Source organism: Chryseobacterium sp. FR048 (assembly GCF_056844665.1).
This window is the reverse complement of record NZ_JBXDSE010000002.1, coordinates 455,383-479,707: the sequence shown is the minus strand read 5'-3', so window position 1 is coordinate 479,707 and position 24,325 is coordinate 455,383. Positions and strand designations below refer to the sequence as shown.

Sequence of the window (24,325 nt, the reverse complement as noted above, 5' to 3'; positions counted from 1 at the left end):
GCACCTAAAAAACAATAAAAATTAATAACCTGAATGATCAGATGGCTCAGACCTTTGATCATCTGATCATTCGCTTATTAAATCACACAACAATTTATTATGGAACAAACATTGGATATAAAAGCAAATAAAGTAAAAGAAACCGTAGGAAAACACGTTTTGGCTGATGGTTTTGATTTCGTGATGGATATTGAAAAATCTCACGGATCATGGCTGTATGACAAACTTACCGACAGAGAATATTTAGATATGTTCTCCATGTTCGCATCAGCATCTATCGGGTACAATCATCCTTATCTTGTAGAAAGATCAGAATGGTTGGGAAGAATGGCTGTGAACAAGCCGACTCTGGCCGATGTATACTCAGAAGAATATGCTCATTTCCTTGAGGTATTCGAAAGAGTGGTTATTCCTGAAGAATTACAATATGCTTTCTTTATAGAAGGTGGATCTTTAGGCGTTGAAAATGCGATGAAAGCATGTTTCGACTGGAAGACCCGCAAAAATTTTGCAAAAGGACTTGAAACAGAAGCAGGAATCTGTATCCACTTCAAACAGGCTTTTCATGGAAGAAGCGGTTATACTTTGAGTTTAACGAATACTTCCGATCCAAGAAAATACCAGTATTTCCCAATGTTCAACTGGCCGAGAATTTTAAATCCAAAATTGAAATTCCCGATTACAGAAGAAAACCTTGAAGAAACCATCAAAAACGAAAACCTTGCTTTACTTCAGATTGAAGAGGCTATTCTGATGCATCCTGATAAAGTGGCCTGCATCATCATTGAACCTATTCAGGCAGAAGGTGGCGACAATCATTTCAGAGATGAATTCCTGTTGGGATTAAGAAGAATCTGTGATGATAATGAAATCTTACTTATTTTTGATGAAGTTCAGACAGGGATTGCCATTACAGGGAAAATGTGGGCATTCCAACATTTTACAGCTAAGCCGGATATTATTTCTTTCGGGAAAAAAGCTCAGGTTTGTGGAGTATTAGCCAACAAAGAGAAATTTGACGAAGTTCCGAACAATGTTTTTAGAGAAAGCTCAAGAATCAACTCTACATTCGGAGGTAACTTTATCGACATGCTTCGTTTCCAATTGGTAATGGAAGTCATCGAAAAAGAAAATCTTGTTGAAAATGCAAGAGTAGTAGGTGATTTCTTATTAGAGAGTCTTAAAGCTTTAGCTGAAAAATATCCTGAGAAAATTTCCAATGCAAGAGGAAGAGGGCTGATGTGTGCCATCGACCTTCCAACCGCTGCACAGAGAAACCAGTTGATGAATGAGCTTTTCAAAGATGGGTTGATCATTCTTCCGTGTGGAGATCAGTCTTTACGTTTCAGACCTCATTTGAATGTGACTAAAGAGGAAATTCAGCTTGCTTTAGATAAGATCGAAAACAATATTAATAAGATTTAAAAACAAAGATTTGTAATTTTCAAAAAAACATTGTATATTTAGATATTCAAACATTTAGAGTATGGAAAGAAGCACGAGAGTATCGGTATATGAAAGTGACAAACCTTCAGAAATTCAGTTGGTTAAGTCTAAATTGGATGATGCGCAAATTACAAATACAGTTGAAAACAACTATCTTACATTCACCACAACACCTACAGCTACTTCGCTGAAAGTGATGGTAGATTTGCAAGATGAGAAGAAAGCCTTTGAAATTATTGATGCTTATCTTCAACAAAGTGAAAATCAATAAACAATTTCATAATTTTAAATTTTACTACTTCGAACCGAAAATTAATTTTAATTAGTTTTCGGTTTTTTAATTAATCACATTATCATTTGAAAATTTAAAAATTGAATGATTAAAAGAGGATCAGAAATGGATTTGTATGATGGGGAAATCTATAAAATACTTTAGCTGTAATTTTTTAATCCTTTAATCTTTAAATTTTTTAATTCAAAATTACAACATGAATTCAGAGATCAAACTAAGAAAAGCGGAAATTGAAGACAGGGACATTATTTGGGGAATTATCCAACAGTCTATTGAAAGAAGAAAACAGGATGGGAGCACGCAGTGGCAGAACGGCTATCCTAACCTTGGAACAGTAGAAAGTGATATTGCGAAAGGTTTCGGGTATGTTCTGACGGTAGAAGGGGATATTGCAGTATATGCAGCATTGATTCTGAATGACGAGCCGGCTTACAGCAAAATTGAAGGAGCATGGCTGAGTGACGGGGAATTTGTCGTGGTACACAGAGTGGCCATTGACGAAAAATTTGCAGGTCAGGGAATGACGAAAAAACTTTTTGATCATATCGAAGACTTTGCCAGATCGCATGATATTCAAAGCATTAAAGTAGATACCAATTACGATAATATTGCCATGCTGAAAATCCTTGAAAGCAAAGGATATTCCTATTGTGGAGAGGTGGTTCTGGCGGATGGACTGAGGAAAGCATTTGAGAAGATTGTTATTTAAGCAAAAAGTTAAATCAACTTTCATTGAATTTTTAATAGAGGCTTTATTTATAAACTCTATCAGCTTTGTTCGTTTGGTTCTGAACTAATATTTACTTTTGTTCAAATTTTTATATTATGCACCAAAGTATAGAAATTGATGAAAAAATTTTTCAGGATGCCGTAAAGTTCTATGGCACCGTTTTTAGCTTGCCTCCTTTAGCTTCAAAAATCTATTCCTACCTTCTTTTCGACTATGAGAAAGTAGGAATTACTTTTGATGAGTTTGTTGAAGTGCTTGCAGCCAGCAAAAGTTCCGTTTCTACCAGTATTTCTTTGCTATTGAACGCTCAGCTTATTGTAGATCACAACAAGATGGATGAGCGGAAACGGTATTTTTTTATCAATGACGAATACAAAAAAATTCGATTCGAAAAAATTGTCCAGAAAATGCAGGACGAACTAAGACTATTAGATGATTTAAACAATTTTAAAAAAAGTAAAGACGATGGATACAACGAAAGAATAGAACATTACAAAACACTCTTAAACAAAAACATAGAAAATATTCAGGAATCTCTTAATAAACTATAAAATGAATAATAAGCTAGTTATACTTTCCATTGCAGCGCTTTCACTCACTGCCTGCAAAAAAGAAGCTCCAAAACAGGATGGTGCCAAGCCGTATCCTGTAGTTTCTGTGGAGTCAAAAAATATAGTAGGTTATCAGACGTTTCCGGCTACCATTCAAGGTAGAGTAAACAATGATGTACGTGCCAAAATACAGGGATATATCACCCAGGTATTGGTAGATGAAGGACAATACGTAACGAAAGGGCAGCCTTTGTTCCGCCTGGAAACCAATATTCTGAGCGAAAATGCAGCCGCTTCCAAAGCAGGGATTGCCGCATCAGAATCCAGTATTGCAGCAGCTCAGGCTTCTGTAAATGCAGCACAGGTTGAAGTCAACAAACTAAAACCTTTGGTTCAGAAAAACATTATCAGTAATGTACAGCTTCAGACGGCGCAGGCTAATCTTGCCCAGGCTCAGGCTCAACTGCAACAGGCTACCGCAGCAAAAAGACAGGCAGTTGCCAATTATAAAGGAGTAGAAGCCAATATCGAATATTCCATTATTCGTGCTCCTATTTCAGGGGTGATCGGAAGACTTCCTTTGAAAGTGGGAAGTTTGGTAGGACCATCTGATCAGACTCCTCTGACGACGATTTCCGATACTTCAGAGATCTTTGCCTACTTTGCAATGAATGAAAAAGAATACTTCAATTTCCTTGAAAAGGCACCAGGTGCTTCTATGCCTGAAAAGATCAAAAATCTTCCGATGGTGGAACTTCAGTTGGCCAACGGAAGCCTTTATCCTGAAAAAGGAAGAATTGAAGCTATTACCGGTCAGATTGATCCTACAACAGGAACCATCCAGTTCAGAGTCGCTTTCTCTAATGCCCAGAAACTCTTGAGTAACGGAAACAGTGGTACCATCAGATTCCCGCAACATTATGATAATGTATTGGTAGTCCCTGAAAGTGCTACTTATGAACAACAGGGTATTGTGTATGTATACAAAATAGAAAAAGGAGATACTGCCAAAAACGTTGTGATCAATGTGCTTGACAGGATCGACAATTTGGCTCTTATAAAATCAGGAGTTAATAAAGGTGATAAAGTGATTGCAGCCGGTATCGGAGGCTTAAAACCGGGAACTGCGGTGAAGCCGAAACCAATCAAAATGGATAGTCTTGTTGAATCAATAAAACCGAAATTCTAATGATAAAAAACTTTATTAACAGACCGGTTTTATCCACCGTAATCTCAATTCTGATTGTGATTCTCGGTGTGTTGGGACTGATCTCGTTACCGGTTACACAGTATCCGGACATTGCACCGCCCACAGTAAGTGTTTCTGCAAACTATACAGGAGCCAATGCTGAGACGGTGATGAAAAGTGTAGTAGTACCTTTGGAAGAACAGATCAACGGGGTAGAAGGAATGGATTATATCACTTCCAGTGCCGGGAACGACGGTTCTGCCCAGATCCAGGTTTTCTTCAAACAGGGAATAGACCCGGATATTGCTGCGGTAAACGTACAGAACCGTGTGGCAAGAGCAACACCTCTTTTACCATCTGAAGTAACGCGTTCAGGGGTTGTAACCCAGAAGCAGCAAACCAGTGCCCTGATGTATATGTCATTCTATTCTGAAAATAAAGATCTGGATGATGTATATCTTCAGAACTTTTTGAATATCAACATTATTCCTAACCTGAAAAGGGTAAATGGTGTAGGAGATGCCAACGTTTTCGGGGGTAAAAACTACTCTATGAGAATCTGGCTGGATCCGGCAAAAATGGCTGCTTATAGTGTAACTCCTACGGATGTTACCAATGCAATCAACGAGCAGAGTAGAGAAGCGGCGGCAGGTTCTATTGGCCAGAATAGTGGAAGTTCTTTTGAATATATCATCAAGTATGTAGGTAAATTCAACGATAAAGAACAGTATGATAATATCATCATCAAATCTCTAGGAAACGGACAGAACCTGATGCTGAAAGACGTTGCCAAAGTAGAACTGGCAGGTCAGTCTTATACAGGAATCGGGGAGAACGGAAACAATCCTTCCATCAGTATGGGGATCTTCCAGACACCTGGATCCAATGCACAGGAGATTATTAAAAATATCAAAACTTACCTGAAATCTGCAGAAAGTACTTTCCCTAAAGGCATTAAATATACTTTCAACTTTGATACCAACGAATTCCTTGATGCTTCCATTGAAAAAGTGGTTCACACACTGATTGAAGCATTTATTCTGGTATTTATCGTAGTGTATATTTTCCTTCAGGATTTCAGATCTACCCTGATTCCGGCCATTGCGGTTCCGGTATCTATTGTAGGAGCGTTCTTCTTCCTGAATCTCTTCGGATATTCATTAAACCTGTTAACCCTTTTCGCATTGGTACTGGCCATCGGTATTGTGGTGGATGACGCCATTGTAGTCGTCGAGGCCGTTCATGCCAAGATGGAACACGGTATTTCGGATGCTAAAAAGGCGACCGTAGAAGCGATGGATGAGATTACAGGAGCTATTATTTCTATTACTTTGGTAATGGCAGCGGTATTTATCCCGGTAACATTTATTACAGGTCCTACAGGGGTATTCTACCAACAGTTTGGTATTACGCTGATTATTGCAATTATCATCTCGGCTATTAATGCATTGACGTTGAGCCCGGTTTTATGTTCATTATTCCTGAAACCTCACGCAGAGCATCATGCAGAGTATAAGAATTTAAACTTAATGCAGAAGTTTTTCTATAAGTTTAATATTGCTTTTAAAACCACCACTGAGCGTTACGGAAGAGGATTTGTATTCCTGTTAAGACATAAATGGGTAACTCTTGTTATTTTCGCGGTGACAGGAGGAATCTTATTCTGGGCAAGCAGCAGCATGAAGAAAGGTTTCGTACCAACAGAAGACAGAGGGATTATCTTTACCGATGTACAGCTTCCTCCGGGAGCTTCTATGGAAAGAACTTATAACGTGCTGAAAACTCTTCAGGCCAAAGCATTGAAAGTTCCGGGTGTACAGAATGTAACCATTTCTACAGGTAGAGGATTCTTATCAGGAAACGGAAGTAACAACGGTCTTGCCTTTGTGAAACTGAAGCCATTCGAAGAAAGAAAAAAAGACGGTCAGACTTCTGAAGATATTACCAAAAAACTATTCGGGATTGTAGGATCTGTTCCTGATGCCAAAGTAGTATTCTTCCAACCGCCAAGTGTACCTGGTTTTGGTAACAGTGCCGGTTTTGAGATGGTATTGCTGGATAAGTCAGGAGGTGAGTATGCAGATTTAGATGCTAAAACCAATGAATTCATCGGTAAGCTGATGCAGAGACCGGAGATTCAGTTTGCACAGACTTCATTCAATACAAAATATCCTCAGTATCAGATGGAAATCAACGTTCCTCTGAGCAAGCAGCTTGGAGTATCTGTCAATGATATACTTGCTACCATGCAGGGATATATTGGAGGGATTTATACAGCCGACTTTACCAAATACGGGAAACAGTTCAGAGTAATGGTTCAGGCACTTCCTGAAAACAGAAAGAACATTGAAAATCTGAACGAGCTTTATGTAAGAACCGGTTCAGGAATCATGTCTCCTATTTCTCAGTTTGTAACCTTAAAAAAGGCATACGGACCACAATCTGTAAGCCGTTATAACCTGTTCACTTCGGTGAAGGTAACGGGGGCAAACTCTGACGGATACAGTTCCGGGGATGCTATTGCCGCTGTACAACAGGTTGCTGAAGAAACCCTGAATCAGAACTATGCCGTAGAGTTTACCGGGTTGACAAGAGAAGAATTGAATTCAGGATCTCAGACACTTCTGATTTTCGGTCTGAGTTTGGTCTTCGTTTACTTCATCCTTTCTGCACAGTATGAAAGTTATATCCTTCCGCTGGTTGTCGTTATTTCCCTTCCTCTTGGGGTAATGGGAGCTTATTTCGGACAGAAGATTATGGGCTTGGAAAATAACATTTATTTCCAGATTGCACTGATCATGCTTGTAGGATTATTGGCGAAAAATGCGATCCTTATTGTCGAATTTGCCGTCCAGAGAAGACATCACGGCGAAACGATTGTCATGTCTGCCATCAATGCAGCTAAAGCCAGAGTAAGACCAATTCTAATGACATCATTTGCCTTTATATTTGGTTTATTACCGTTAGTTCTGGCAAGCGGAATCGGTGCGGTAGGTAACAGATCTATTGCAACCGGAGCGGCTATCGGACTATTGATCGGAACTGTTTTAGGACTTTTTGTAATCCCGGTACTGTATGTGATTTTTGAAACCCTACAGGAAAAGATCAAACCTATTAAGAAAGAAGAGATCAGTTTAGCAGAATAAAATTAATTAGAGAAGTTAGAAGTTAGATATTTAGAAATTAGTCTAAAACCCTATCTAACTTCTAGCCTCTAACACCTAATTTCTAATTTTAAATAATGAAGAGTTTATTAAACATTATAAAAGGAATTACTTTTTCAGTTTTCATACTCGGTGCCATTTCATCCTGTATGGCCAGAAAAGAGTATGAAAGACCGAAAAACGTTGTAGACGAAAAGCTTTTCCGTACTGATATGCTTCCTTCAGACAGTGCAAACATTGCCAATGTTTCATGGAAGGAGATCTTTACAGATCCTATACTTCAGGGGCATATTTCAAAAGCTTTAGACAACAACCTGGACATTCGGATTGCTTTACAGAGCATCAATTCTGCTGAAGCTTACCTGAAGCAAAGTAAGGCTGCTTATCAGCCTACACTTTCTATTGGTCCCAATTATACTTTCCAGACCCAATCTATCAATACCCAGTTTGGACAGATCATTGGAGAAAGACGGTATGTGAATCAGTTTGATATTACAGGAAGTCTTACCTGGGAAGCCGATATTTGGGGTAAATTGAGAGCACAGGAAAAAGCTCAGCTGGCCACTTATTTGGGAACTGTTGCAGCGCACAAGGCTGTAAAGAGCAGTCTGGTGGCTTCCATTGCTTCAGCTTATTATCAGCTATTGACTTTTGATGCTCAGAAAAAGATCATCACAGAAACCATTGCGGTACGTGAAAAAAACCTGGAGACGACGAGAGCTTTAAAAGCTTCCGGAACGCTTACTGAGGTAGCCGTACAGCAAAGTGAAGCCCTTGTTTTCAATGCAAAATCTTTATTGATTGATATTGATACACAGATTCAGCAGCTTGAGAATACAATGAGTCTTTTGATGGGTGAACCTTCACATGCCATTGAAAGATCTACACTGGAAGGACAGAGAATTCCGATTGATCTGAAACTTGGATACCCAACGCAATTACTGGCCAACCGTCCTGATGTCATGAGAGCAGAATACAACTTGATGAATGCTTTTGAACTGACCAATTCAGCGAAAGCACAGTTCTATCCGACATTAAAATTGACGGGATCCGGAGGACTTCAGTCTGTAGATATTGATCACCTGTTCAGTGTGAATTCATTATTTGCAAACGTAGTAGCAGGGTTGGCGCAACCTATCTTAAACAAAAGAACGATTAAGACGAACTACGATGTAAGTCTTGCCAATCAGGAAACAGCTTATCTGAATTTCAGAAAGACTGTGCTTACTGCAGGAAAAGAGGTTTCGGATGCAATCAGAGTCTTTTCCGTTCAGGATTCATTCATCGAATTAAAACAAAAAGAACTGAATGCCTACAAAAAATCAGTTGATTATTCTCAGGAATTGGTAAACTATGGTATGGCAAACTATCTTGAAGTGTTGAATGCAAGTGTGAATTCATTAAATGCAGAACTTAATATTTCCAATGCACAATACAGTAAAATGAAAGCAGCTGTTGAGCTTTATCAGGCTTTAGGCGGAGGCTGGAAATAGAACGTATTTTCGCAGTAAACAATAAAACGTGTGTCAGCAATGGCACACGTTTTTTTATGGATGAAGGTTTGGGAGATCAGGCTAAACGGTTGCCAATATTTCCATAGCCTTTTTCTCTTTGTCTGATAAGTTTTTTAAAATATCTGATGCCTTTTCAATATACCGGATGTCCTGTGTCTGGCTTACTTTTTCAAATAAATGAGAGACGGATGTCCATAGCTCAGCAATCTCTGCAAATGCCTCATAGCCTGTTTTGAGTGGAGCAAACTTGAGCAGTTCATGGCTTTCTTTCAAAAAATCACGGTACAGATTTCTGAATAAAGCTCCTCCTGTTCCGGCTCTTTCCATCATCATGGCCGATAGCTTAAACTCACCTTCAATATCCTTGCTTGTACGAAACCATTTGCCAATTTCAGTACTTGTTTTCAGGATTCCTTTGTAAGCAACATTCGTAATAGGTGGATTCAGATATTCGGTGGCGTTATTTCTGATGGCAGCAGAAATTACTTTTTTCAAATCATACTCCTGATCTGTTTTCTGTAGAGTGTAGTACAGATTTTTAGAAGCCATAGGTCCTTTTTCCGCCCGTGCTTTTGCCAGACTTTCTAAAGATGTCTGTACCAGTCCGCCTTGCTGTCTGGTGTCTACCAGGAAAGCATTTTGATCATCATATCCGTAAATGGTGGCATAGTGCCCTGCAAAATGAAAGGGATTGGAGAAATATTCCAGATGGTAGCAATCCAGTTTCAGCCCTACAGTCTGCCCGCTGTCAAGGAGATCTTTTACCTGAGTCCAGGCTTTTTGCGGAGAAGACGTTTCTTTAACGGTGAGTTCAAGGTTTAAATTTCTGGCAATATTCCGAGTCAGTAAGTCGGGTTTTATACGTCCACCGATAAAAGGGGAGTTCATCGTTTTCATATTCCAGTAGATGAAACCCAGTCCTTCACCCAGCCCGAAAAGCATGGGTTCAGAAAGGTTAATTCCGATTTGTTGCAGTAAAGTTCCGGTGGCTGTAGTTTCGCAATGCTGGCCTTCAAAGGGTTTTAGATTTTCTATTTTCATTTTTATTGGATGCCATTGAGGTAGAACGAGAATTCTAACTTATTATATTGTAGAAAATTACATAAATATTCTAATATACAGGAATTCGAACATGGTTTATTTAAGTTATGTTAAAATTATTTAAAAAATAAAATTTATTTGTATATATGTATTTAACTACGTAGTTTTATACTTTAATTTGAATCTTATGAAATTAGAAATTAAACCAATAGACAATTCGTACTCAGAACAGGCAGTTGAACTGATTCTTACGATTCAGCAGAAGGAATTCAATATTCCCATCAGTGTAGATGATCAGCCGGATCTTATCCACATTGAGAACTTTTATCAGGAGAAGGGAGGAAACTTCTGGGGTGCTTTTATAGATGGTGAGCTGGTAGGTTCCATTGCTTTGGTAAAGTTTGATGAAAGGGCAGGGGCAGTCAGAAAAATGTTTGTGAAAAAGGAATTCAGAGGAAAAGAACTGAATATCGCCCAGATTTTACTTGAAATTTTAATTTCTTTCTGCCGTGAAAATGGTATCGATGACCTATATTTGGGGACTATAACGGTATTGAAAGCAGCTCAGCGTTTCTATGAAAGGAACCATTTTACAAAGATTAAAAAAGAAAATCTTCCTACCAGATTCCCTTTAATGAGCGCTGATGATATTTTTTACCATTTTAAAACTGACTGAATATGAATGTGATCAACGAAGCAGGAATTCTTGCCATATCTACAAGGCTGCACCGGCTCAGTGAACAACTGAGAAAAGATGGAGCCATGATCTACAAAGCTTTCGGAATCGATTTTGAACTGAAATGGTTTCCGGTCATTTTTACCATTTATCAGAAAAAGGTGGCCAGCGTTGTAGAAATTGCCAACGAGATAGGGTATACCCATCCTTCCACAATAACTCTGCTCAAGGAACTTGAAAAGCTGGAGCTGATACAATGGGAGAAAGATAAACAGGATGAACGCAAAAGATTATTTATGCTGACCCCAAAAGGCCAGGAACTTATAGAAAAGATGAAACCGGTCTGGGAACTGATGTCTACTGTTCTGGGAGATATTGCTGATAATACAAACAATCTGCTTACTGCTATTGATGAAGCTGAAGAGAAGCTTGCCAGCCAGTCTTTTTACCAGAGGGCTTTGCAGGTGAAGAATTCAAAATAATAGAGATCATTCATTACATTATAAACGGGTCATACTGAAAAGTGTGACCCGTTTGTACTATTTTATTGTAATTCAATTCTTGCATCAGATGCAGTTGTATAATATTTTAAAGTATGTGAAGTTGATGTATAAGGATCTGTAAAGTTGATTTCACTAAGAACCGGATTGGCTGTGCCAGGTTCATTGGTGAGACAGATTTCTCTGGTAGCCGCATGATACATGGTAACGGTCTGAAAACTGCCATACAGGTCGGTCACTTTTCCAAGCGGAATCCATTGCGGATCAAAACTTGGAATGGTTGAAACATCATCATAATCATCCATGAATTTTTGTTTCAGATAACCGGATTGAATAACCCTTTCTCCTGCAAATATTTCATATTTAAAGTAATGAATCTTTGAGTTTTCTGCTAAGGCAGAAAGATTGAAGGAAGGATAAATACTAAAATCATAAAGGATAGGAGAGCTTGGGCAAGGATTGGAAAGCGAATGCTGTAAAACCATATCGCATGACTTATTATTGATGGTCTGATTGGGACCAATATTAAATGAAGGAATGGAAACTGTCTTAAGATCAGGATAACCACTTGTGACAGACGAAGTAAAAGACTTTTGCATCTTTTCAGTAATAAAACTTACATAAGGCGTCAGTACCAAAGTGTAATTTGTTTGATTAATATAACGCATCATTAATCCATAATTATCAGTGATCCCTGCTTTGTATGGTGATTGATAGAAAGGGGTAATGGTTTTGCTTACATCTGTACTCCTGGCATTTCTGGATTGACTCTGATTTTCAAACTCTCTTTCTCCGCTGCAAGATAGGAGCATAAGAATTCCTGAAAAAAATAGAATTGTTTTTCTCATAATATCATATTTTGTTGATTAGTAATTACTAATATAATGATTAATTTTTATTTTAACGAATAATTTTCATTTAAAATGAATTTTTACAATTAAAAAATACTATGCATTATGAATTTTATTGCTTTTTCAGATTTTATCTTATGAAGTGAAATTTTTAACCATGTTAAGATTATAAAGAAATAACCCCGCCAAATATTGACGGGGTTGTTGGATTCATTATTAAATGAGATTGTATTAGAATCTTAAAGTGGCTGCAACAGACCAGGTTCTTCCAAAACCTAAGAATCCTGTATTGCCATCAGCTACTCCCTGGTAAACTCTACCTGCATCCTGATAAGTTTTCCCTGCATCCGGACCACTGGTGATTTTATCAGTAGCATGAATATTAGAGCTCAGTTCAGAAATATAATATTTATTGAACAGGTTGTATACATTAGCTCTTAATGTTAAAGATTTTTTCTGATCAATTGTGAATTTGTAAGAAGCACCTACATCAAATAACTGATAGCTAGGTAATTTTACAATTCCTTTTTCTCTTGCTGCTTCAGTAAGGAAGTTGATAGGGTTGAATTGTGCATATAGTTTGTCATAATATTCCCAGTTGGCATCAATACTGAATGCTTTAGTAATATTATAGTCAGCACCGATACTTGCCGTTGTCTGTGCTGCATCTCCTACCTTCAGATCTTTGATATTGATCATTCCTGTTGCTCCGGAAACTTCCTGGTTGCTTTGAACGTCAATGATGTTGAAATTTGCATTTCCTTTATACTTCCAGTTACCCAGTGATACCATACCTCTAAGTCTCAGGTTAGCAAATGGTCTTGCTTTAGTTTCCAATTCAATTCCCTGGTGAAGCTGCCCAACGTTCAGTGCATTGTAGAAATAAGCATTTCCTTGCTTCAATTGAGGGAAGTTGGCTACATCTGCCGCTCCTGCATTGAATGTTCTTGAAATAAATCGGTCATCCCACTGTGTTCTGTAAGCGTTGATGTTAACATCGATATAACGGGATTTGAAACCATATCCTAATTCTATAGAGAAGATTCTTTCGTTCTTCGCATCGTTGTAGATATTCTGGTTAGATGGGAATAATGCGTTGAATAAAGGCTGTCTCGAAATAACCCCTGTATTGAAAAATACGTTATGGTGCTCGTCAATATTATAGTTAGCACCTCCTTTTACGATATAACCAGTTTTGTTATACCATTTGGTTTCCTGATTTTCCGGAGTATACAGCATATAATCTCTTCTCTTATAAGACTGCTGAGAAACCGATCCCTGAACAGAAGCACTTAGTTTTTCGTTGCTATATTCGATCATCCCGTAAGCTCCTGCCCATCTTACCAATCCTTCGTTGTAGATGGATACTTTCTGAGCGTTGCCTAGCTTCGTAAGAGGCTCGGGTTTTACGGTTTGGTTGATATAATATCCTTTAGGAGCATTAGTGGTATTGGGTACAAATAAAGCATCAGACCCCAACATATCAGTAACGATGTCATAAAGGGCTCCTTTATACGTTTTAAGATCAATACCTCCGTTAAAAGTCCAGTTATTTTTCTTGTAATTAAGATCTGCAATAGCCCCATACCAGTCGTGAGAGTTGATACTTTGCTTTCTTACAATTCCAGTTGTCCCGTTCAGAGTAGCTACATATTGTCCATTGTAGTCACCAGGAGATCCGGCTGGAGCATTAAACGTTCCTTTCTGGAAAGTGTTTCCATTATAGTCTGTTACCATGCCGCCTCTGTTGTAGCGGTAGATCATATCCCAATTGATCGTACCGTCACCACCTGCGCCATAATTCATGAAATTCATGGTTTGTCCGCTGGCGTTTTTAATAGAACCATTAAGTCCGGTACCACCGCCACCGCGTCCCCAAGACCCATACACTACTGTTGATAGCTTCAAAGCATCGTTAATGTTCCAGTCCCAGTTTAATGAGGCAATAGGTTTATGATAGAAGTTAGGCGCCAGGTTGAACTGAGATCCGTTCAGCATCCCGGTTTGTGGGTTGTATCTTCTTCCGTAAGTTTCAAATTGCTGTAAAGTAGCTACATTAGCTCCGGTTGCAGAAGATCTTCTGGTATCGTGTACCTGTGGTGCACCCGTTGCAATTAAATTGAACGCATGTTTTTCATTTGGCTTAAATCCGGTAGAGAAAAACCAGGAATATCCTTCTCCTTTCGTTCCGTTGATGTAGCCATCACCTTGCCAACGGGAAAGCAATACTGTTGTTGCCCACTTATTCTTTAATCCTGAAGAGTACATCGCTGATAGTCTGGAATAGTTATCATTACCAACTTCTCCCTTTATCATTGCTTTTTGCTCAGAATCGGTAGCTTTGGTAGTAATGTTTATCGTTCCTCCAACAGAAGGTACAACAAATTTAGAAGCTCCCAGACCTCTCTGAATCTGAATAGAGCTGGCAATATCCGCCAATCCAGTCCAGTTAGACCAATACACGGTACCTCCCTGCATATCATTTACGGGCTGCCCGTTGATGATCACTGCAATGTTGGCCCCATCAAAACCTCTCATGTTAATTCTACTGTCTCCAAATCCGCCACCTACTTTGGTAACGTACACAGATGGGGTAGACTTCATAATTTCAGGGAATTCTCTGTTTCCCAGTTTTTCCTGGATTTCTGCCGATTTAATCGTAGAAACGGCAACAGGTGTTTTTCTTTCTTTGGCTGTTTGGGAAAGGTTTCTACCTACCAACATCACCTCGTCAATGGATTTAGATTTTTCCAGCGAATCCTTCGTACTCTGCCCGTAATATAGGGCGGCCGTAGGCAATACAAGCGCTATAATTAGACGCTTTTTAAAAATAATGCTCATGAAATAAACTAGCGTGTTTGAGTTTGAGGCTGCAAAGATGAAAATTTATTTTTGAATAGAGTATTAAATCTTCATGACGTGATTTTGTAATACCTTTACACAAGCCATTTTACAGCTCGTTTTTTAAGCCGTATTAATTTTATGTAATATTTTAATTTATAATCTGTTATAGGAGTGAAATAGAATAAAATAAATGGATATGTATAATACGGATAATTATTTTCTGACATGATATAGATCAGTCATTCCGCTTTTATTTATTTTTGATCATCAACATTCATCAAGCGTAAAATTTGGGAAGTTTATAATAAACCAGAACCTTCTGTAAATGCAAATTTTATATTTTGATAGGGTAATATTTAATCAATCTCAATGATTCTTTCTAAACGAGTATATATCCATGAAACTTCTTCATTTCACTTCGTTATATTCAGAATGACAGAGCTTTAGTAATTATATATTAGATTAGCTCAAAACTGTATATGATTATCAAAGATAATTTTTTTAAAAAAGATTCTACAAAAATTTGCACGTATCATTAAAATACTTACTTTTGTACCGCTTCAAAAATGGGGGATTGGCGCAGTTGGCTAGCGCGTTTGACTGGCAGTCAAAAGGTCACGGGTTCGAATCCCGTATTCTCCACAATATAAAAAAAGAACTGTAATATTTTGAATTACAGTTCTTTTTTTATGATCTTAATGATATTCTTGAGCAAACAATTATTCTCCTCAACTCTTGAGGCTGATTCAAGAAAGGTTATTCAAATGTATTTATTTTAGAGAATTAGAAATACCTGAAACTTTTTGTACATTTAGACTGAATAAAAAAACTAAAAAAGAACTGTAAATCTTCTTTTTTAGAAAACTATAACCTGAACATGAAATTAAATATTCTCAATTCATTAGCTGTTTTTAAAAACGGTCTTATTTCAAGTAAGTTATTGGGGTCTTTTCTTGTGATAACTTTTTTCTTCACTAATAATCCGGTGTCGGCGATGTCTTCAGACTTTACGGTCAAAGAAGTAAAATTTGTTAGTGAAGGAGTTTCGCTTGCGGGAACAATTTTTAAACCTGACCATGCTGTTGCGGCTGTTGTCATTGTTCATGGTTCCGGACAGGAAAAGAGAATGACAGAATTTGCAAGCCTTTTGGCAAAAAACGGGATTGCTGTTTTGACGTATGATAAAAGGGGAGTGGGAGAGTCCGGGGGTACTTATGCAGGACCGGAAGTAGGAACTAATAATGTTGATTCTTTAAATCTCAACCTTTTGTCGTCAGATGCGAGTGCTGCAGTGAATGTATTATCTAAAAATTTGGGAGGTAATAAGATCCCAATCGGTTTGATTGGTGGTAGTCAGGCAGGCTGGATCATCCCTTTGGCTGCCAGAAAAAATAAGAATGTTAAATTTATGACCATATTCAGTGGGGCACTTATTACTGTAAAAAAACAGCTTCGGTTTCAATTTTACACCAATGGAAATTCAAAATTCTGGGATACCCATACAGAAGAAGATGCACGACAACATATCATGAATGACCCGGACAAATATGAATTTGTAGATACTGATCCTTATAATGATCTTTCTCAATTATCGATTCCCGGACTATGGATTTTTGGAGGTCGGGATATACAGGTTCCTGTTAATCTGTCTATTGAATATTTAAATACTTTAAAGTCAGCCAAGAAGCCTTATGACTATAAACTGTATCCGAAATTAGGACACAATACTGCTTTCTCAAGCTCTGATGAACCTGTCAGGTATGCTATCGAATGGATGAAGAATATAAAGTTAACCAAATAAGAAACTTTTGTTGGGAGAGTCTCGGCTTTCCTTATATATAATAGGAATCTAAAAACGAATACCAATTCAAACTAGAAATCTTTGTAAAAGGATCTATAGATGAACTTGATTATGTCTCAACTATTGAAGTTGTTTGGGCTTCTTTTGCTGGGCTGCCTGTTCAGCAATTTCATCAATACGCTTTTTCCTGGTTTCCGGGCGTTTTGCCAATACAATCCATTGCAGGATGATCTTTTTCCCGGATTTGCTCAGGCTTAGAAAATACTCCTTTGCACCTTGGTGGCGCTTAAATGCTTCTTCCAGATCTTCCGGAATGATCAACTCTTCAACACTGTCTAATATCGTCCACGAACCATTTTGTTGAGCTATTTTAATGACGTTATACCCGGCAGGCATCATTAATTTATTGTCTATGAGTTTCTTAACTTTTTCCTTATTGATTTTTGACCAGGTACTGTTGGGTTTACGTCTGCTGAACAATTGTACAAATGAATATTCATCAACTGTTTTTCTTGTACTGTCAATCCACCCGAAACAAAGCGCCTCGTCTACCAATTCACTCCAATGGACAGTAGGTAAATCAGATTTTATAGTGTTGCAGACAAGCCATACGGATTGCTCTGTCTGATGATTTTGCTCCAGCCATTGTCTCCATTCCGTTTTTGTGTTCAGATGTATAGTTTGTCTTTCCATTTCAGTCTGCGTTAAATCGTATTTTGAATTATTAATCTCAACTTTTAATGTAAAATTAAGAAAGATTGATGACAACCACCTGTCAGTAGGATAAAAAGTAATTGAAGAATATTCCTTTAACAGAACTTTTTTTATATTTGATAAAAAAGCAATGAGTTTACATTTACTTGAAAAAGCAATTTCTATTGCTACGCAAGCGCACGCAGGCCAAACGGACAAATCAGGGAAGCCTTATATTTTACACGTATTAAGAGTAATGATGAAAGGTAAAACCGAAGAGGAAATGATGTGTGGCATATTACATGATCTGGTAGAAGATACCGATTGGTCTTTTGAGAAATTGAAAGAAGAAGGGTTTCCGGAAGCTGTCATCAACGCACTAGAGCTGGTTACAAGAAAAAATAATGAGAGCTATTCTGATTTTATTGAAAGAATTGCCGGGAATGATTTGGCGATCAGGGTGAAATTAAATGATCTTGAAGATAATATGGATGTTCGCCGATTAAATAAAGTGACCGAGAAAGATGCGGAAAGACTTTCCAAATATATCAAGGCTTATAATTATTTAAAAAGTATACCTTCCAATCCATAAAAGCATCCATTAGCTGGACGAATTGTATTCCTTCAGGTTTCTGTTTGTTGTTTTATAGTGGCTCTTACGATTTCCTTTCCCTATAATTTTGCATTAAAAAAACAGTCGCAATATGCATTACGACTGTTATTGATGAAATCAGATATTTATTATAAACTTCTGGATCTTGCCACCCCAAGAAGATAGATAAGATGAGAATACATGCTTCTTTTTACAGATTCTACCTTTATGTCTCCGGTAGACTGGTTGATCGTAGTTATTATATCAGCATTACACTGCCCGCCAATGTCACCAACTCCTAAATAATTGGCTGCATTCGGATTCAGATAAGTAATCCTTGGATAATCAGGGGCTTTCTGATCAGCAGTGGGCTGAACACCATTAATGTACCCTTTATTGTCCACATACCGGGCTTTCCACGTCCCTAGGAATCTTCCGTTGGAGGTATCAAGGTTTTGCCCTACTATAATTTTAGTATCTACAGGATTGACGAATCCAAGGCATGACGTATAATGATTTAAAGTAACCGTACAGGAAGATGCATTGTCAGAAGGTGAAAAGCATTTTCCTTCATATATTGTAAGTCTTTGCTCAGCAGAGGTTGTTGAATTATTTAATAAAGCTTTCGGAGAAAAAATTTCTTCAGGGGAGATCAATGACAGAACTCCCTGAGAATTGGCAGCAACAATTTGATTTTCAGTATTTGAAAGTCCTCTTACCCTTACCAGGCCATTTACATCTAAAGTTTGAGTAGGATTATCTGTGTTTATTCCTACCTGGGCGCTTAAACTACCACATACTACCAGTACGGACAAAAAGAATGTCTTTGTTTTCATGTTAAAATTTGAATAGGTTTATTTTTTTTCACTAATGTAAGAAATATTATATGAAAATAAATAAAAAATTATTTTAAATCATTTATTAAGTAAATTTTAAAATTAAAATGAATTAATTAAGGTGAATTTTAAATTATATGCATTTAAGGATAACTCAAAAGTTCTGTAGCGTAAATTTGTTTGAAAAATATTTGTATTTTAGCCGAAATATGTTGGTTTTTAATAAACATATTGGCGACTGATTAAAATTCAGATAATTTGAATAAAAAATTAGTAGATTTGCACGGAACAAAAAATAATACATATTAAATAGTACGCTCTGCAGCCTATCTTTAAAGTGCGAAACGTTGCGGAGAATAACAGAAAATTTTAGGATATAAACTACTGAAACTATGAAGAAACTTTTTTTACTTTTTTTAACGGCATTTTTATTTATCGGCTGCAGCTCAAATGATGATACTATTTATGATTATGTAGGAACATGGTCTGGTAGTTATGAAGGGAGTGATAAGGGAGTCTGGAACTTTGTGGTAGATACCAATGGTAAAGTCGTAGGAACCATGCATTCCAATGATAATAATGAAAACTATAGTATTTCCGGAAATTTAAGTGAAACAGGAGATCTTAATGCAAAAGTAGGCTTTCCTTCTTCAGGAGGTGATTTCAGAGGAACACTGAGCACCGATAAAAAAGGAAACGGAACATGGGCCAATTCACTTCCCACTCCTGCAAAATCAGGAACCTGGAAAGGAACAAAGAAATAAAATGAAAGTCTGCATACTGAATGCAGACTTTTTTATTTATCCAAGAAATCCCATTTTGGTTATTTCGTGATTTTCATTCATCAATACTAAAAAATAGAGCAGGAGATCATCTTCTGAAAAATGTTTTTCAAAACTGACTTCTTTCTGATCCGTAACAATAGTTTCCTCTGTATATTCTGTCTTATAATTTTCAGAGTCGAGTTTTATCGTTATCATAACTGCCTTGTCCGCCTTGTTTTCTTTATCCAGAGATAAGGTTTGTTCCTGAATTTTAACAGCATCAGCTATATTTTTCTTTTCGCCAAAACGGAATGCGGTAAGAAGTTTCTTTCCCGCTTCAGTTTTTAATCCGATTTCAACACTTCGCTGACCTCTTTCGGAAACCATATCCAGATCCTTTATTTCAGTCATCAGCTTGGCAAACTTCTGGTAGAGGAGGGGATCACCTGCAGCTTTGATGTATGGATCCAGACTTTTTCTTATCACTTTTCCTATTTTAGAACAATGCCCGAATTCCGAACTGTTCTGCCTTACCTTCTCATAAGACGGATTTTTTTTAAAGGCCGCTTTATTGAACCCGCTTTTCTTCCGAACCACATTTTTCCCGTTCAGATTATAAAATACAAGGTCGCCCACAGCGCCTCTGATCTTGATTAGACTTTCATAGGTGGCCATATCATCGAAGTTGGCCTCAAATATACCAATAAATACTGAAAAACAAAACTTTAACATATATTTATAATATAGTTGTAGTATAGTTATATTATAATTAAAATATAAAATGTATATTTGTCAGGAATTACTTAATTAAGTATAAATCAGATGAATATGGGAACGGGATTATTTCAGAAAAAAATGAGAATAAAGCAGCTGGCTGTTGTACTGGTTGCTTCTGCTTTTGTGGTTTCCTGTGGTGCTTCCAAAAGTGCTTCTGCCAACAAGAAATCCGGATCCAAAACAGTATCCAGACCTGAAAATCTCAGAAAGCTGGATTCCAGATTTGATGGTAAAGTGGCCCGATCGATCGATGATGTCCTGAAAGATGCTGAAAAATACCTTGGCACCCCTTATAAATTCGGCGGAAATACATCGTCCGGTTTCGACTGTTCCGGATTTACCGTAAAGGTTTTTGAAGAAAATAATTTTAACCTTCCAAGACGGTCTTCTGATCAGGCTGAAGCAGGAAAAAATATTGACATCAGCGATGTAAAACCCGGAGATCTTCTGTTTTTTGCTACAGCAGGCGGAAGCAGAGTATCCCATGTAGGGATTGTTCATGATATTGGTCCTGATGGGGAAGTGAAATTTATTCATGCCTCGACTTCCAAAGGGGTTATTATCTCCTCTCTTAATGAGAAATACTGGAACAAAGCATACCTTCATGCCCAGAGGGTTTTATAAAAAATCTCTGCAATAATCCATGAAGAACAGAACCTTTGCCTTCATCAGGACAGATAAAAAGCTGATTAAACTTTTCTTTAAAGATATAACGATCATTAAAGGCCTTGGGAATTATGTAGAAGTACATACCATAGACCAGAAAAAATACATTTATTACAAAAGCCTCAAAGATCTTATCGAAAGCCTGCCGGAAGAATTTATGCGGGTCCATCATTCCTATATTGTCAACCTTACCAATATTGATTCTTTTGAAGATAATCAGCTGGTATGTGGTGATTTGAAAATTACAGTAGCTAAAAGCTATAAAGAATGTCTTACTTATACTCTCAGCCAGATGATGCTCTAAAAACAGTCTGCATCAGTAAAAAGTCCATCCACATCAGATTTTGGCTGATGTATATAAAAAAGTTTTTATTCATTTTCCATTCTCCTAGCTTTACAAAAAGATTAAGCTATGAATAAGAACAACGCTCTGAAATATATCCAATCCAATAATCTTATCGGAATAAAGGCCGGATCAGAAAGACCAGATTTTCTGGAAATATGGATGGTTACAGTCCGTGACAGGATTTTTGCACGATCCTGGGGAATGGCGGAAAGAAGCTGGTACAACTCCTTTTTGAAAGATCCGGAAGGCCAGATTAAGTGTGGTGACCGTGTTTATACCATAAAAGCAATAATTCCTGACGATATAGATCAGCTTACTGAAGAAATCAATCAGGCATATCTAACGAAATATAATTCTGAACACAATCGTCAATATGCAATAGGAATCATTAAAGATAAACATGTTGAGAAAACAATGGAATTTATTCTTAGAGAGGCAGAATAAAGAGAAAAGCACAGGTAGTTTTATAATTTCATCTGTTTTAGTCAATAGAGACGGGCTTTAGCCCGTTCAATATAAAAAATCTATTCCATTGGCTTCAGCCAAAACTTGTTAAAAGAGGCTATCTCAGTTTTGAGATAACCTCTTCTATTCACAATACAATTTCTATAGATGTATTGATTAGATATGTTCACAAACGGGAACTGTGAGTTCATTTTCTTTATCTTCCTCATCCGTTACAACAGATTTCGGAAACGAAAAGAAGCTTAGAATAAAGGTTGCGAAAAGAAGCAGAACACTCACTGAAAGAACATGCTGCACTCCATAATAAGAGCTTACGATTCCCCCAAGAAATGCACCTAATGAAATGCCAATGTTAAAAGATGATGTCAGGAGGCTGTTTACAAATTCCAGGGCATGATGAGGAATATTTTGTGTAGTTCTGATATTTGAAACCAAAAAGCCACCGGTATGAATCATCCCCCAAAAAGAAACAATGATAACCATAGGAATAAAAACTCCGCCAAGGAAGTAAGCCAGAATTTGTACTGAAATGAGGAGGAGCAAAAATAATCTTGTTGTGATTTTCACATTCCGGTTTAAAGCGATTCCCATCAGCCAGTTGCCAAGAGTTCCCATTCCCCCAAAAAGCAACAACATGATACTGATCTGAGCGCCATTCATTCGGGTAATTTCTTCAAGATAAGCCGTAAGGTAGGTATAGCTGGAGAACATCGCAGCCAATGTACCAATAGTTGAAATCAGATTGATCCACAAAAGAGGATTTTTTAAAATCGTTAGCTGATTCTGTTCATGTTTTTCCTTTTCTGCAGGCATTGAAGGAATAAAGAACAATAATCCAATAAACGCGATTAAACTGATCGCACTGCTTAGGAAAAAGGAAGCCTTCCAGTTATGAAAGAGATCAGCCGCATAAGTCGTCATCGGAATACCGAGAACGGTAGCAAGACTAAGTCCGAGCATTACAGTAGAAACACCTTTTGCACCTTTTTCTTTGAATGCAATAGCAATAGAGATATTCCAGAACAGTGGATGTAGGATGGCCGGTAATACACGGGCAATCATCAGCATCGTAAAGTTGGTGGAAAAAGCAGAGATAAGATTGGAAAGTACAAAGATGCTCATCACAAGACATAAAAGGAACTTCCGGTTTATTTTACTGGTGAAAGAAGTGATAAAAGGGGAGGAAACGGCAACGGTGATGGCAAACGCACTCAATAACCATCCTGCTGCATCAATAGATACGCCGAATTGCCTGCTGATGGTAGGAAGAATACCCACAACCCCAAATTCGGTGGTGATAATGCCAAAAGCCCCGAGTGCCAGCACATAGATTGATCTTTTCATAGATTTTAATAATTTTACGTAGCAAATTTGAACAGAAAAATTGTAAAAAATCAGTACATTTTAATGATAAATAAGTATTTTTACCACATGAAAAGAGAGAATATAGATCAGCTGGTAAAAGTTGAATATCATGAAACAGAAAGCTGTCCTTTAAAAAGCAGCCAGTTCTCCTTTTTCCAGATCGTCTATGTTATTTCAGGAAAAGGATCCTTTACAATTAACGACAATATTGCTTCTTACAGCAAAGGAAGCCTGACTCTGCTGACTCCTAATGATCAGCATTATCTGGAAGTTGAAGAAAAAACAGAACTCCTGCTCGTTAAGTTTAGCGAGCAATACGTAAAGGATTATAAGTGGAATAATATTAACTCAATCGGATGTCTGCTTTATGGGGCTTCTTATCTTTCCGGCTGTATTTTACAGAATAAACCTGACATCGTTTTGGTAGAATCTATTGTAACCTCACTGCTTCATGGGCTCCATCATCCCGATATTTATCAGGAAGAACTGACTTTGCATTATGTGAATGCTTTGATTGTAATTGCAGCGAGAAATATTTCAAAAATGCGCGCAGAACATCTGGGATCCAATACCGATAAAAGAATATTGGATATTATGAATTATATTCAGGGAAATATTCATGATCCGGCGTTGCTCAAAGTTTCTGTGATCTCCCAAAAATTTGGTCTTTCCGAAACGTATCTTGGCAGCTACTTCAAAAACCAGTGTGGAGGAACCATTACCCATTATATTCTGAACTATAAATTGAGACTCATCGAACATCGGCTTCTTTTCAGTGATATGAGGATCAATGAAATTGTCACCGAATTTGGTTTTTCAGATGAAAGCCATCTCAATAAATTCTTTAAGAAGCAGCATAAAATGAGTTTGACGGAATTTAAAAGAAGCAAAGGGAATGTTAAATCTATGGTTTAAGTAAATAATATATGCTTACTAATAATCATTGTTTTCGTGAAATATTTTATTCAATAGGAACGGGCTTTAGCCCGTTTAATAAAAAATCAAACCATCAATTGGCTTTAGCCAAAACTTACAGGTGTCGTGGTAAAACCACCCCGTCAAAAATTCTTTGAATTTTTGCCACCCCTCCGGAGGAGGGGAATCCTCGCTCTTTCATTTGAAAATGGGAAGTATTGACTGCATTTGTCATTGTACAAATAATTAAAATTTTACCCGAACCAAACATTGCAATAGGGTTGCATTTCAATAGCTCTGAAATTTG

At 37.4% G+C, this 24,325-nt stretch carries 23 protein-coding genes and 1 tRNA gene; 17 read left to right on the top strand and 7 right to left on the bottom strand.

Translation table 11 applies throughout. The features are described 5' to 3' along the window. The first annotated feature begins 99 nt into the window (after positions 1 to 99). The 7 genes from lat (at position 100) to AC106K_RS07105 (ending at position 8,865) form a co-directional block, all read left to right on the top strand. Complete coding sequence (lat, locus tag AC106K_RS07135; RefSeq protein WP_482444077.1) at positions 100 to 1,425, top strand: L-lysine 6-transaminase; 1,326 nt, start codon at positions 100 to 102, stop codon at positions 1,423 to 1,425. Between the two features lie 61 nt (positions 1,426 to 1,486). After that, positions 1,487 to 1,717, top strand: coding sequence for a DUF2007 domain-containing protein (locus tag AC106K_RS07130; protein WP_047099175.1), 231 nt, complete (start codon positions 1,487 to 1,489; stop codon positions 1,715 to 1,717). 217 nt (positions 1,718 to 1,934) lie between these two features. Further along, positions 1,935 to 2,447, top strand: a complete 513-nt coding sequence (locus AC106K_RS07125) for a GNAT family N-acetyltransferase (RefSeq protein WP_482444075.1) — start codon at positions 1,935 to 1,937, stop codon at positions 2,445 to 2,447. 116 nt (positions 2,448 to 2,563) lie between these two features. Next, positions 2,564 to 3,019: a hypothetical protein gene (locus tag AC106K_RS07120; RefSeq protein WP_047099177.1), complete on the top strand. Its 456-nt coding sequence runs from the start codon at positions 2,564 to 2,566 to the stop codon at positions 3,017 to 3,019. A gap of 1 nt (position 3,020) precedes the next feature. After that, positions 3,021 to 4,208, top strand: coding sequence for an efflux RND transporter periplasmic adaptor subunit (locus AC106K_RS07115; RefSeq protein ID WP_482444074.1), 1,188 nt, complete (start codon positions 3,021 to 3,023; stop codon positions 4,206 to 4,208). Next, a complete protein-coding gene (locus tag AC106K_RS07110) occupies positions 4,208 to 7,354 on the top strand; it encodes an efflux RND transporter permease subunit (RefSeq protein WP_482444073.1) in 3,147 nt (1,048 codons plus the stop codon). Before AC106K_RS07115 ends, AC106K_RS07110 begins: the two co-directional genes overlap by 1 nt. A 95-nt stretch (positions 7,355 to 7,449) precedes the next feature. Further along, positions 7,450 to 8,865, top strand: a complete 1,416-nt coding sequence (locus AC106K_RS07105) for an efflux transporter outer membrane subunit (RefSeq protein WP_047099180.1) — start codon at positions 7,450 to 7,452, stop codon at positions 8,863 to 8,865. An 81-nt stretch (positions 8,866 to 8,946) separates the two neighbouring features. Here the strand turns inward: AC106K_RS07105 and AC106K_RS07100 are convergent, their stop codons facing one another. Beyond that, positions 8,947 to 9,927, bottom strand: coding sequence for a BtrH N-terminal domain-containing protein (locus AC106K_RS07100; protein ID WP_482444071.1), 981 nt, complete (start codon positions 9,925 to 9,927; stop codon positions 8,947 to 8,949). A gap of 187 nt (positions 9,928 to 10,114) precedes the next feature. Between AC106K_RS07100 and AC106K_RS07095 the strand changes: the two genes are divergently transcribed. Both AC106K_RS07095 and AC106K_RS07090 read left to right on the top strand, forming a co-directional pair. Further along, positions 10,115 to 10,603 carry a GNAT family N-acetyltransferase gene (locus AC106K_RS07095; protein ID WP_482444069.1) on the top strand — a complete coding sequence of 163 codons (489 nt, stop codon included), beginning with the start codon at positions 10,115 to 10,117 and terminating at the stop codon, positions 10,601 to 10,603. A gap of 2 nt (positions 10,604 to 10,605) precedes the next feature. Continuing rightward, the gene (locus AC106K_RS07090; RefSeq protein ID WP_482444068.1) at positions 10,606 to 11,085 is read left to right on the top strand and encodes a MarR family winged helix-turn-helix transcriptional regulator; all 480 of its coding nucleotides are present in this window, start codon (positions 10,606 to 10,608) and stop codon (positions 11,083 to 11,085) included. A 62-nt stretch (positions 11,086 to 11,147) separates the two neighbouring features. Here AC106K_RS07090 and AC106K_RS07085 read toward each other — a convergent pair whose 3' ends face one another. Both AC106K_RS07085 and AC106K_RS07080 read right to left on the bottom strand, forming a co-directional pair. Continuing rightward, positions 11,148 to 11,951 (bottom strand): hypothetical protein, encoded by an 804-nt coding sequence (locus AC106K_RS07085; RefSeq protein ID WP_482444066.1) that lies wholly within the window; start codon positions 11,949 to 11,951, stop codon positions 11,148 to 11,150. 234 nt (positions 11,952 to 12,185) lie between these two features. Continuing rightward, positions 12,186 to 14,795, bottom strand: a complete 2,610-nt coding sequence (locus tag AC106K_RS07080) for a TonB-dependent receptor (RefSeq protein WP_482444064.1) — start codon at positions 14,793 to 14,795, stop codon at positions 12,186 to 12,188. Between the two features lie 571 nt (positions 14,796 to 15,366). Between AC106K_RS07080 and AC106K_RS07075 the strand changes: the two genes are divergently transcribed. Beyond that, positions 15,367 to 15,440, top strand: a tRNA-Ala gene (locus AC106K_RS07075). A gap of 235 nt (positions 15,441 to 15,675) precedes the next feature. Continuing rightward, positions 15,676 to 16,599 carry an alpha/beta hydrolase family protein gene (locus tag AC106K_RS07070; protein WP_482444062.1) on the top strand — a complete coding sequence of 308 codons (924 nt, stop codon included), beginning with the start codon at positions 15,676 to 15,678 and terminating at the stop codon, positions 16,597 to 16,599. Between the two features lie 120 nt (positions 16,600 to 16,719). On the opposite strand, the gene AC106K_RS07065 is transcribed toward AC106K_RS07070, so the two are convergent. Further along, complete coding sequence (locus AC106K_RS07065) at positions 16,720 to 17,292, bottom strand: YdeI/OmpD-associated family protein (protein WP_482444061.1); 573 nt, start codon at positions 17,290 to 17,292, stop codon at positions 16,720 to 16,722. A gap of 151 nt (positions 17,293 to 17,443) precedes the next feature. Between AC106K_RS07065 and AC106K_RS07060 the strand changes: the two genes are divergently transcribed. After that, positions 17,444 to 17,884, top strand: a complete 441-nt coding sequence (locus AC106K_RS07060) for a phosphohydrolase (protein ID WP_482444059.1) — start codon at positions 17,444 to 17,446, stop codon at positions 17,882 to 17,884. A gap of 149 nt (positions 17,885 to 18,033) precedes the next feature. Here AC106K_RS07060 and AC106K_RS07055 read toward each other — a convergent pair whose 3' ends face one another. After that, positions 18,034 to 18,720 carry a hypothetical protein gene (locus tag AC106K_RS07055; RefSeq protein WP_482444058.1) on the bottom strand — a complete coding sequence of 229 codons (687 nt, stop codon included), beginning with the start codon at positions 18,718 to 18,720 and terminating at the stop codon, positions 18,034 to 18,036. 392 nt (positions 18,721 to 19,112) lie between these two features. On the opposite strand from AC106K_RS07055, the gene AC106K_RS07050 reads away from it, so the two are divergent. Then, positions 19,113 to 19,484 (top strand): hypothetical protein, encoded by a 372-nt coding sequence (locus tag AC106K_RS07050; RefSeq protein WP_482444056.1) that lies wholly within the window; start codon positions 19,113 to 19,115, stop codon positions 19,482 to 19,484. Positions 19,485 to 19,520: 36 nt separating this feature from the next. On the opposite strand, the gene AC106K_RS07045 is transcribed toward AC106K_RS07050, so the two are convergent. Beyond that, a complete protein-coding gene (locus AC106K_RS07045) occupies positions 19,521 to 20,216 on the bottom strand; it encodes a hypothetical protein (RefSeq protein ID WP_482444055.1) in 696 nt (231 codons plus the stop codon). Between the two features lie 123 nt (positions 20,217 to 20,339). Here AC106K_RS07045 and AC106K_RS07040 point away from each other — a divergent pair, with 123 nt between their 5' ends. The 3 genes from AC106K_RS07040 to AC106K_RS07030 all read left to right on the top strand — a co-directional run bounded on the left by AC106K_RS07040 (position 20,340) and on the right by AC106K_RS07030 (position 21,717). Next, positions 20,340 to 20,885: a C40 family peptidase gene (locus AC106K_RS07040; protein ID WP_482444054.1), complete on the top strand. Its 546-nt coding sequence runs from the start codon at positions 20,340 to 20,342 to the stop codon at positions 20,883 to 20,885. Between the two features lie 19 nt (positions 20,886 to 20,904). Then, complete coding sequence (locus AC106K_RS07035; protein WP_482444052.1) at positions 20,905 to 21,231, top strand: LytR/AlgR family response regulator transcription factor; 327 nt, start codon at positions 20,905 to 20,907, stop codon at positions 21,229 to 21,231. Positions 21,232 to 21,339: 108 nt separating this feature from the next. Next, the gene (locus AC106K_RS07030) at positions 21,340 to 21,717 is read left to right on the top strand and encodes a DUF2255 family protein (RefSeq protein WP_482444051.1); all 378 of its coding nucleotides are present in this window, start codon (positions 21,340 to 21,342) and stop codon (positions 21,715 to 21,717) included. A gap of 177 nt (positions 21,718 to 21,894) precedes the next feature. Here AC106K_RS07030 and AC106K_RS07025 read toward each other — a convergent pair whose 3' ends face one another. Beyond that, positions 21,895 to 23,082 (bottom strand): MFS transporter, encoded by a 1,188-nt coding sequence (locus tag AC106K_RS07025; RefSeq protein WP_482444049.1) that lies wholly within the window; start codon positions 23,080 to 23,082, stop codon positions 21,895 to 21,897. Between the two features lie 87 nt (positions 23,083 to 23,169). Between AC106K_RS07025 and AC106K_RS07020 the strand changes: the two genes are divergently transcribed. Continuing rightward, entirely contained in the window at positions 23,170 to 24,018 is an 849-nt protein-coding gene (locus AC106K_RS07020; protein ID WP_482444048.1) for a helix-turn-helix domain-containing protein, read from the top strand. Positions 24,019 to 24,325: the final 307 nt, after the last annotated feature.

Coding starts and splice junctions, on each gene's coding strand:
- AC106K_RS07095 (WP_482444069.1), top strand. CDS start 10,115: ATGAAATTAGAAATTAAACCAATAGACAATTCGTACTCAGAACAGGCA.
- AC106K_RS07035 (WP_482444052.1), top strand. CDS start 20,905: ATGAAGAACAGAACCTTTGCCTTCATCAGGACAGATAAAAAGCTGATT.
- AC106K_RS07115 (WP_482444074.1), top strand. CDS start 3,021: ATGAATAATAAGCTAGTTATACTTTCCATTGCAGCGCTTTCACTCACT.
- AC106K_RS07125 (WP_482444075.1), top strand. CDS start 1,935: ATGAATTCAGAGATCAAACTAAGAAAAGCGGAAATTGAAGACAGGGAC.
- AC106K_RS07050 (WP_482444056.1), top strand. CDS start 19,113: ATGAAGAAACTTTTTTTACTTTTTTTAACGGCATTTTTATTTATCGGC.
- AC106K_RS07065 (WP_482444061.1), bottom strand. CDS start 17,292: ATGGAAAGACAAACTATACATCTGAACACAAAAACGGAATGGAGACAA.
- AC106K_RS07055 (WP_482444058.1), bottom strand. CDS start 18,720: ATGAAAACAAAGACATTCTTTTTGTCCGTACTGGTAGTATGTGGTAGT.
- lat (WP_482444077.1), top strand. CDS start 100: ATGGAACAAACATTGGATATAAAAGCAAATAAAGTAAAAGAAACCGTA.
- AC106K_RS07130 (WP_047099175.1), top strand. CDS start 1,487: ATGGAAAGAAGCACGAGAGTATCGGTATATGAAAGTGACAAACCTTCA.
- AC106K_RS07080 (WP_482444064.1), bottom strand. CDS start 14,795: ATGAGCATTATTTTTAAAAAGCGTCTAATTATAGCGCTTGTATTGCCT.
- AC106K_RS07025 (WP_482444049.1), bottom strand. CDS start 23,082: ATGAAAAGATCAATCTATGTGCTGGCACTCGGGGCTTTTGGCATTATC.
- AC106K_RS07070 (WP_482444062.1), top strand. CDS start 15,676: ATGAAATTAAATATTCTCAATTCATTAGCTGTTTTTAAAAACGGTCTT.
- AC106K_RS07120 (WP_047099177.1), top strand. CDS start 2,564: ATGCACCAAAGTATAGAAATTGATGAAAAAATTTTTCAGGATGCCGTA.
- AC106K_RS07030 (WP_482444051.1), top strand. CDS start 21,340: ATGAATAAGAACAACGCTCTGAAATATATCCAATCCAATAATCTTATC.
- AC106K_RS07060 (WP_482444059.1), top strand. CDS start 17,444: ATGAGTTTACATTTACTTGAAAAAGCAATTTCTATTGCTACGCAAGCG.
- AC106K_RS07110 (WP_482444073.1), top strand. CDS start 4,208: ATGATAAAAAACTTTATTAACAGACCGGTTTTATCCACCGTAATCTCA.
- AC106K_RS07020 (WP_482444048.1), top strand. CDS start 23,170: ATGAAAAGAGAGAATATAGATCAGCTGGTAAAAGTTGAATATCATGAA.
- AC106K_RS07105 (WP_047099180.1), top strand. CDS start 7,450: ATGAAGAGTTTATTAAACATTATAAAAGGAATTACTTTTTCAGTTTTC.
- AC106K_RS07085 (WP_482444066.1), bottom strand. CDS start 11,951: ATGAGAAAAACAATTCTATTTTTTTCAGGAATTCTTATGCTCCTATCT.
- AC106K_RS07040 (WP_482444054.1), top strand. CDS start 20,340: ATGAGAATAAAGCAGCTGGCTGTTGTACTGGTTGCTTCTGCTTTTGTG.
- AC106K_RS07090 (WP_482444068.1), top strand. CDS start 10,606: ATGAATGTGATCAACGAAGCAGGAATTCTTGCCATATCTACAAGGCTG.
- AC106K_RS07100 (WP_482444071.1), bottom strand. CDS start 9,927: ATGAAAATAGAAAATCTAAAACCCTTTGAAGGCCAGCATTGCGAAACT.
- AC106K_RS07045 (WP_482444055.1), bottom strand. CDS start 20,216: ATGTTAAAGTTTTGTTTTTCAGTATTTATTGGTATATTTGAGGCCAAC.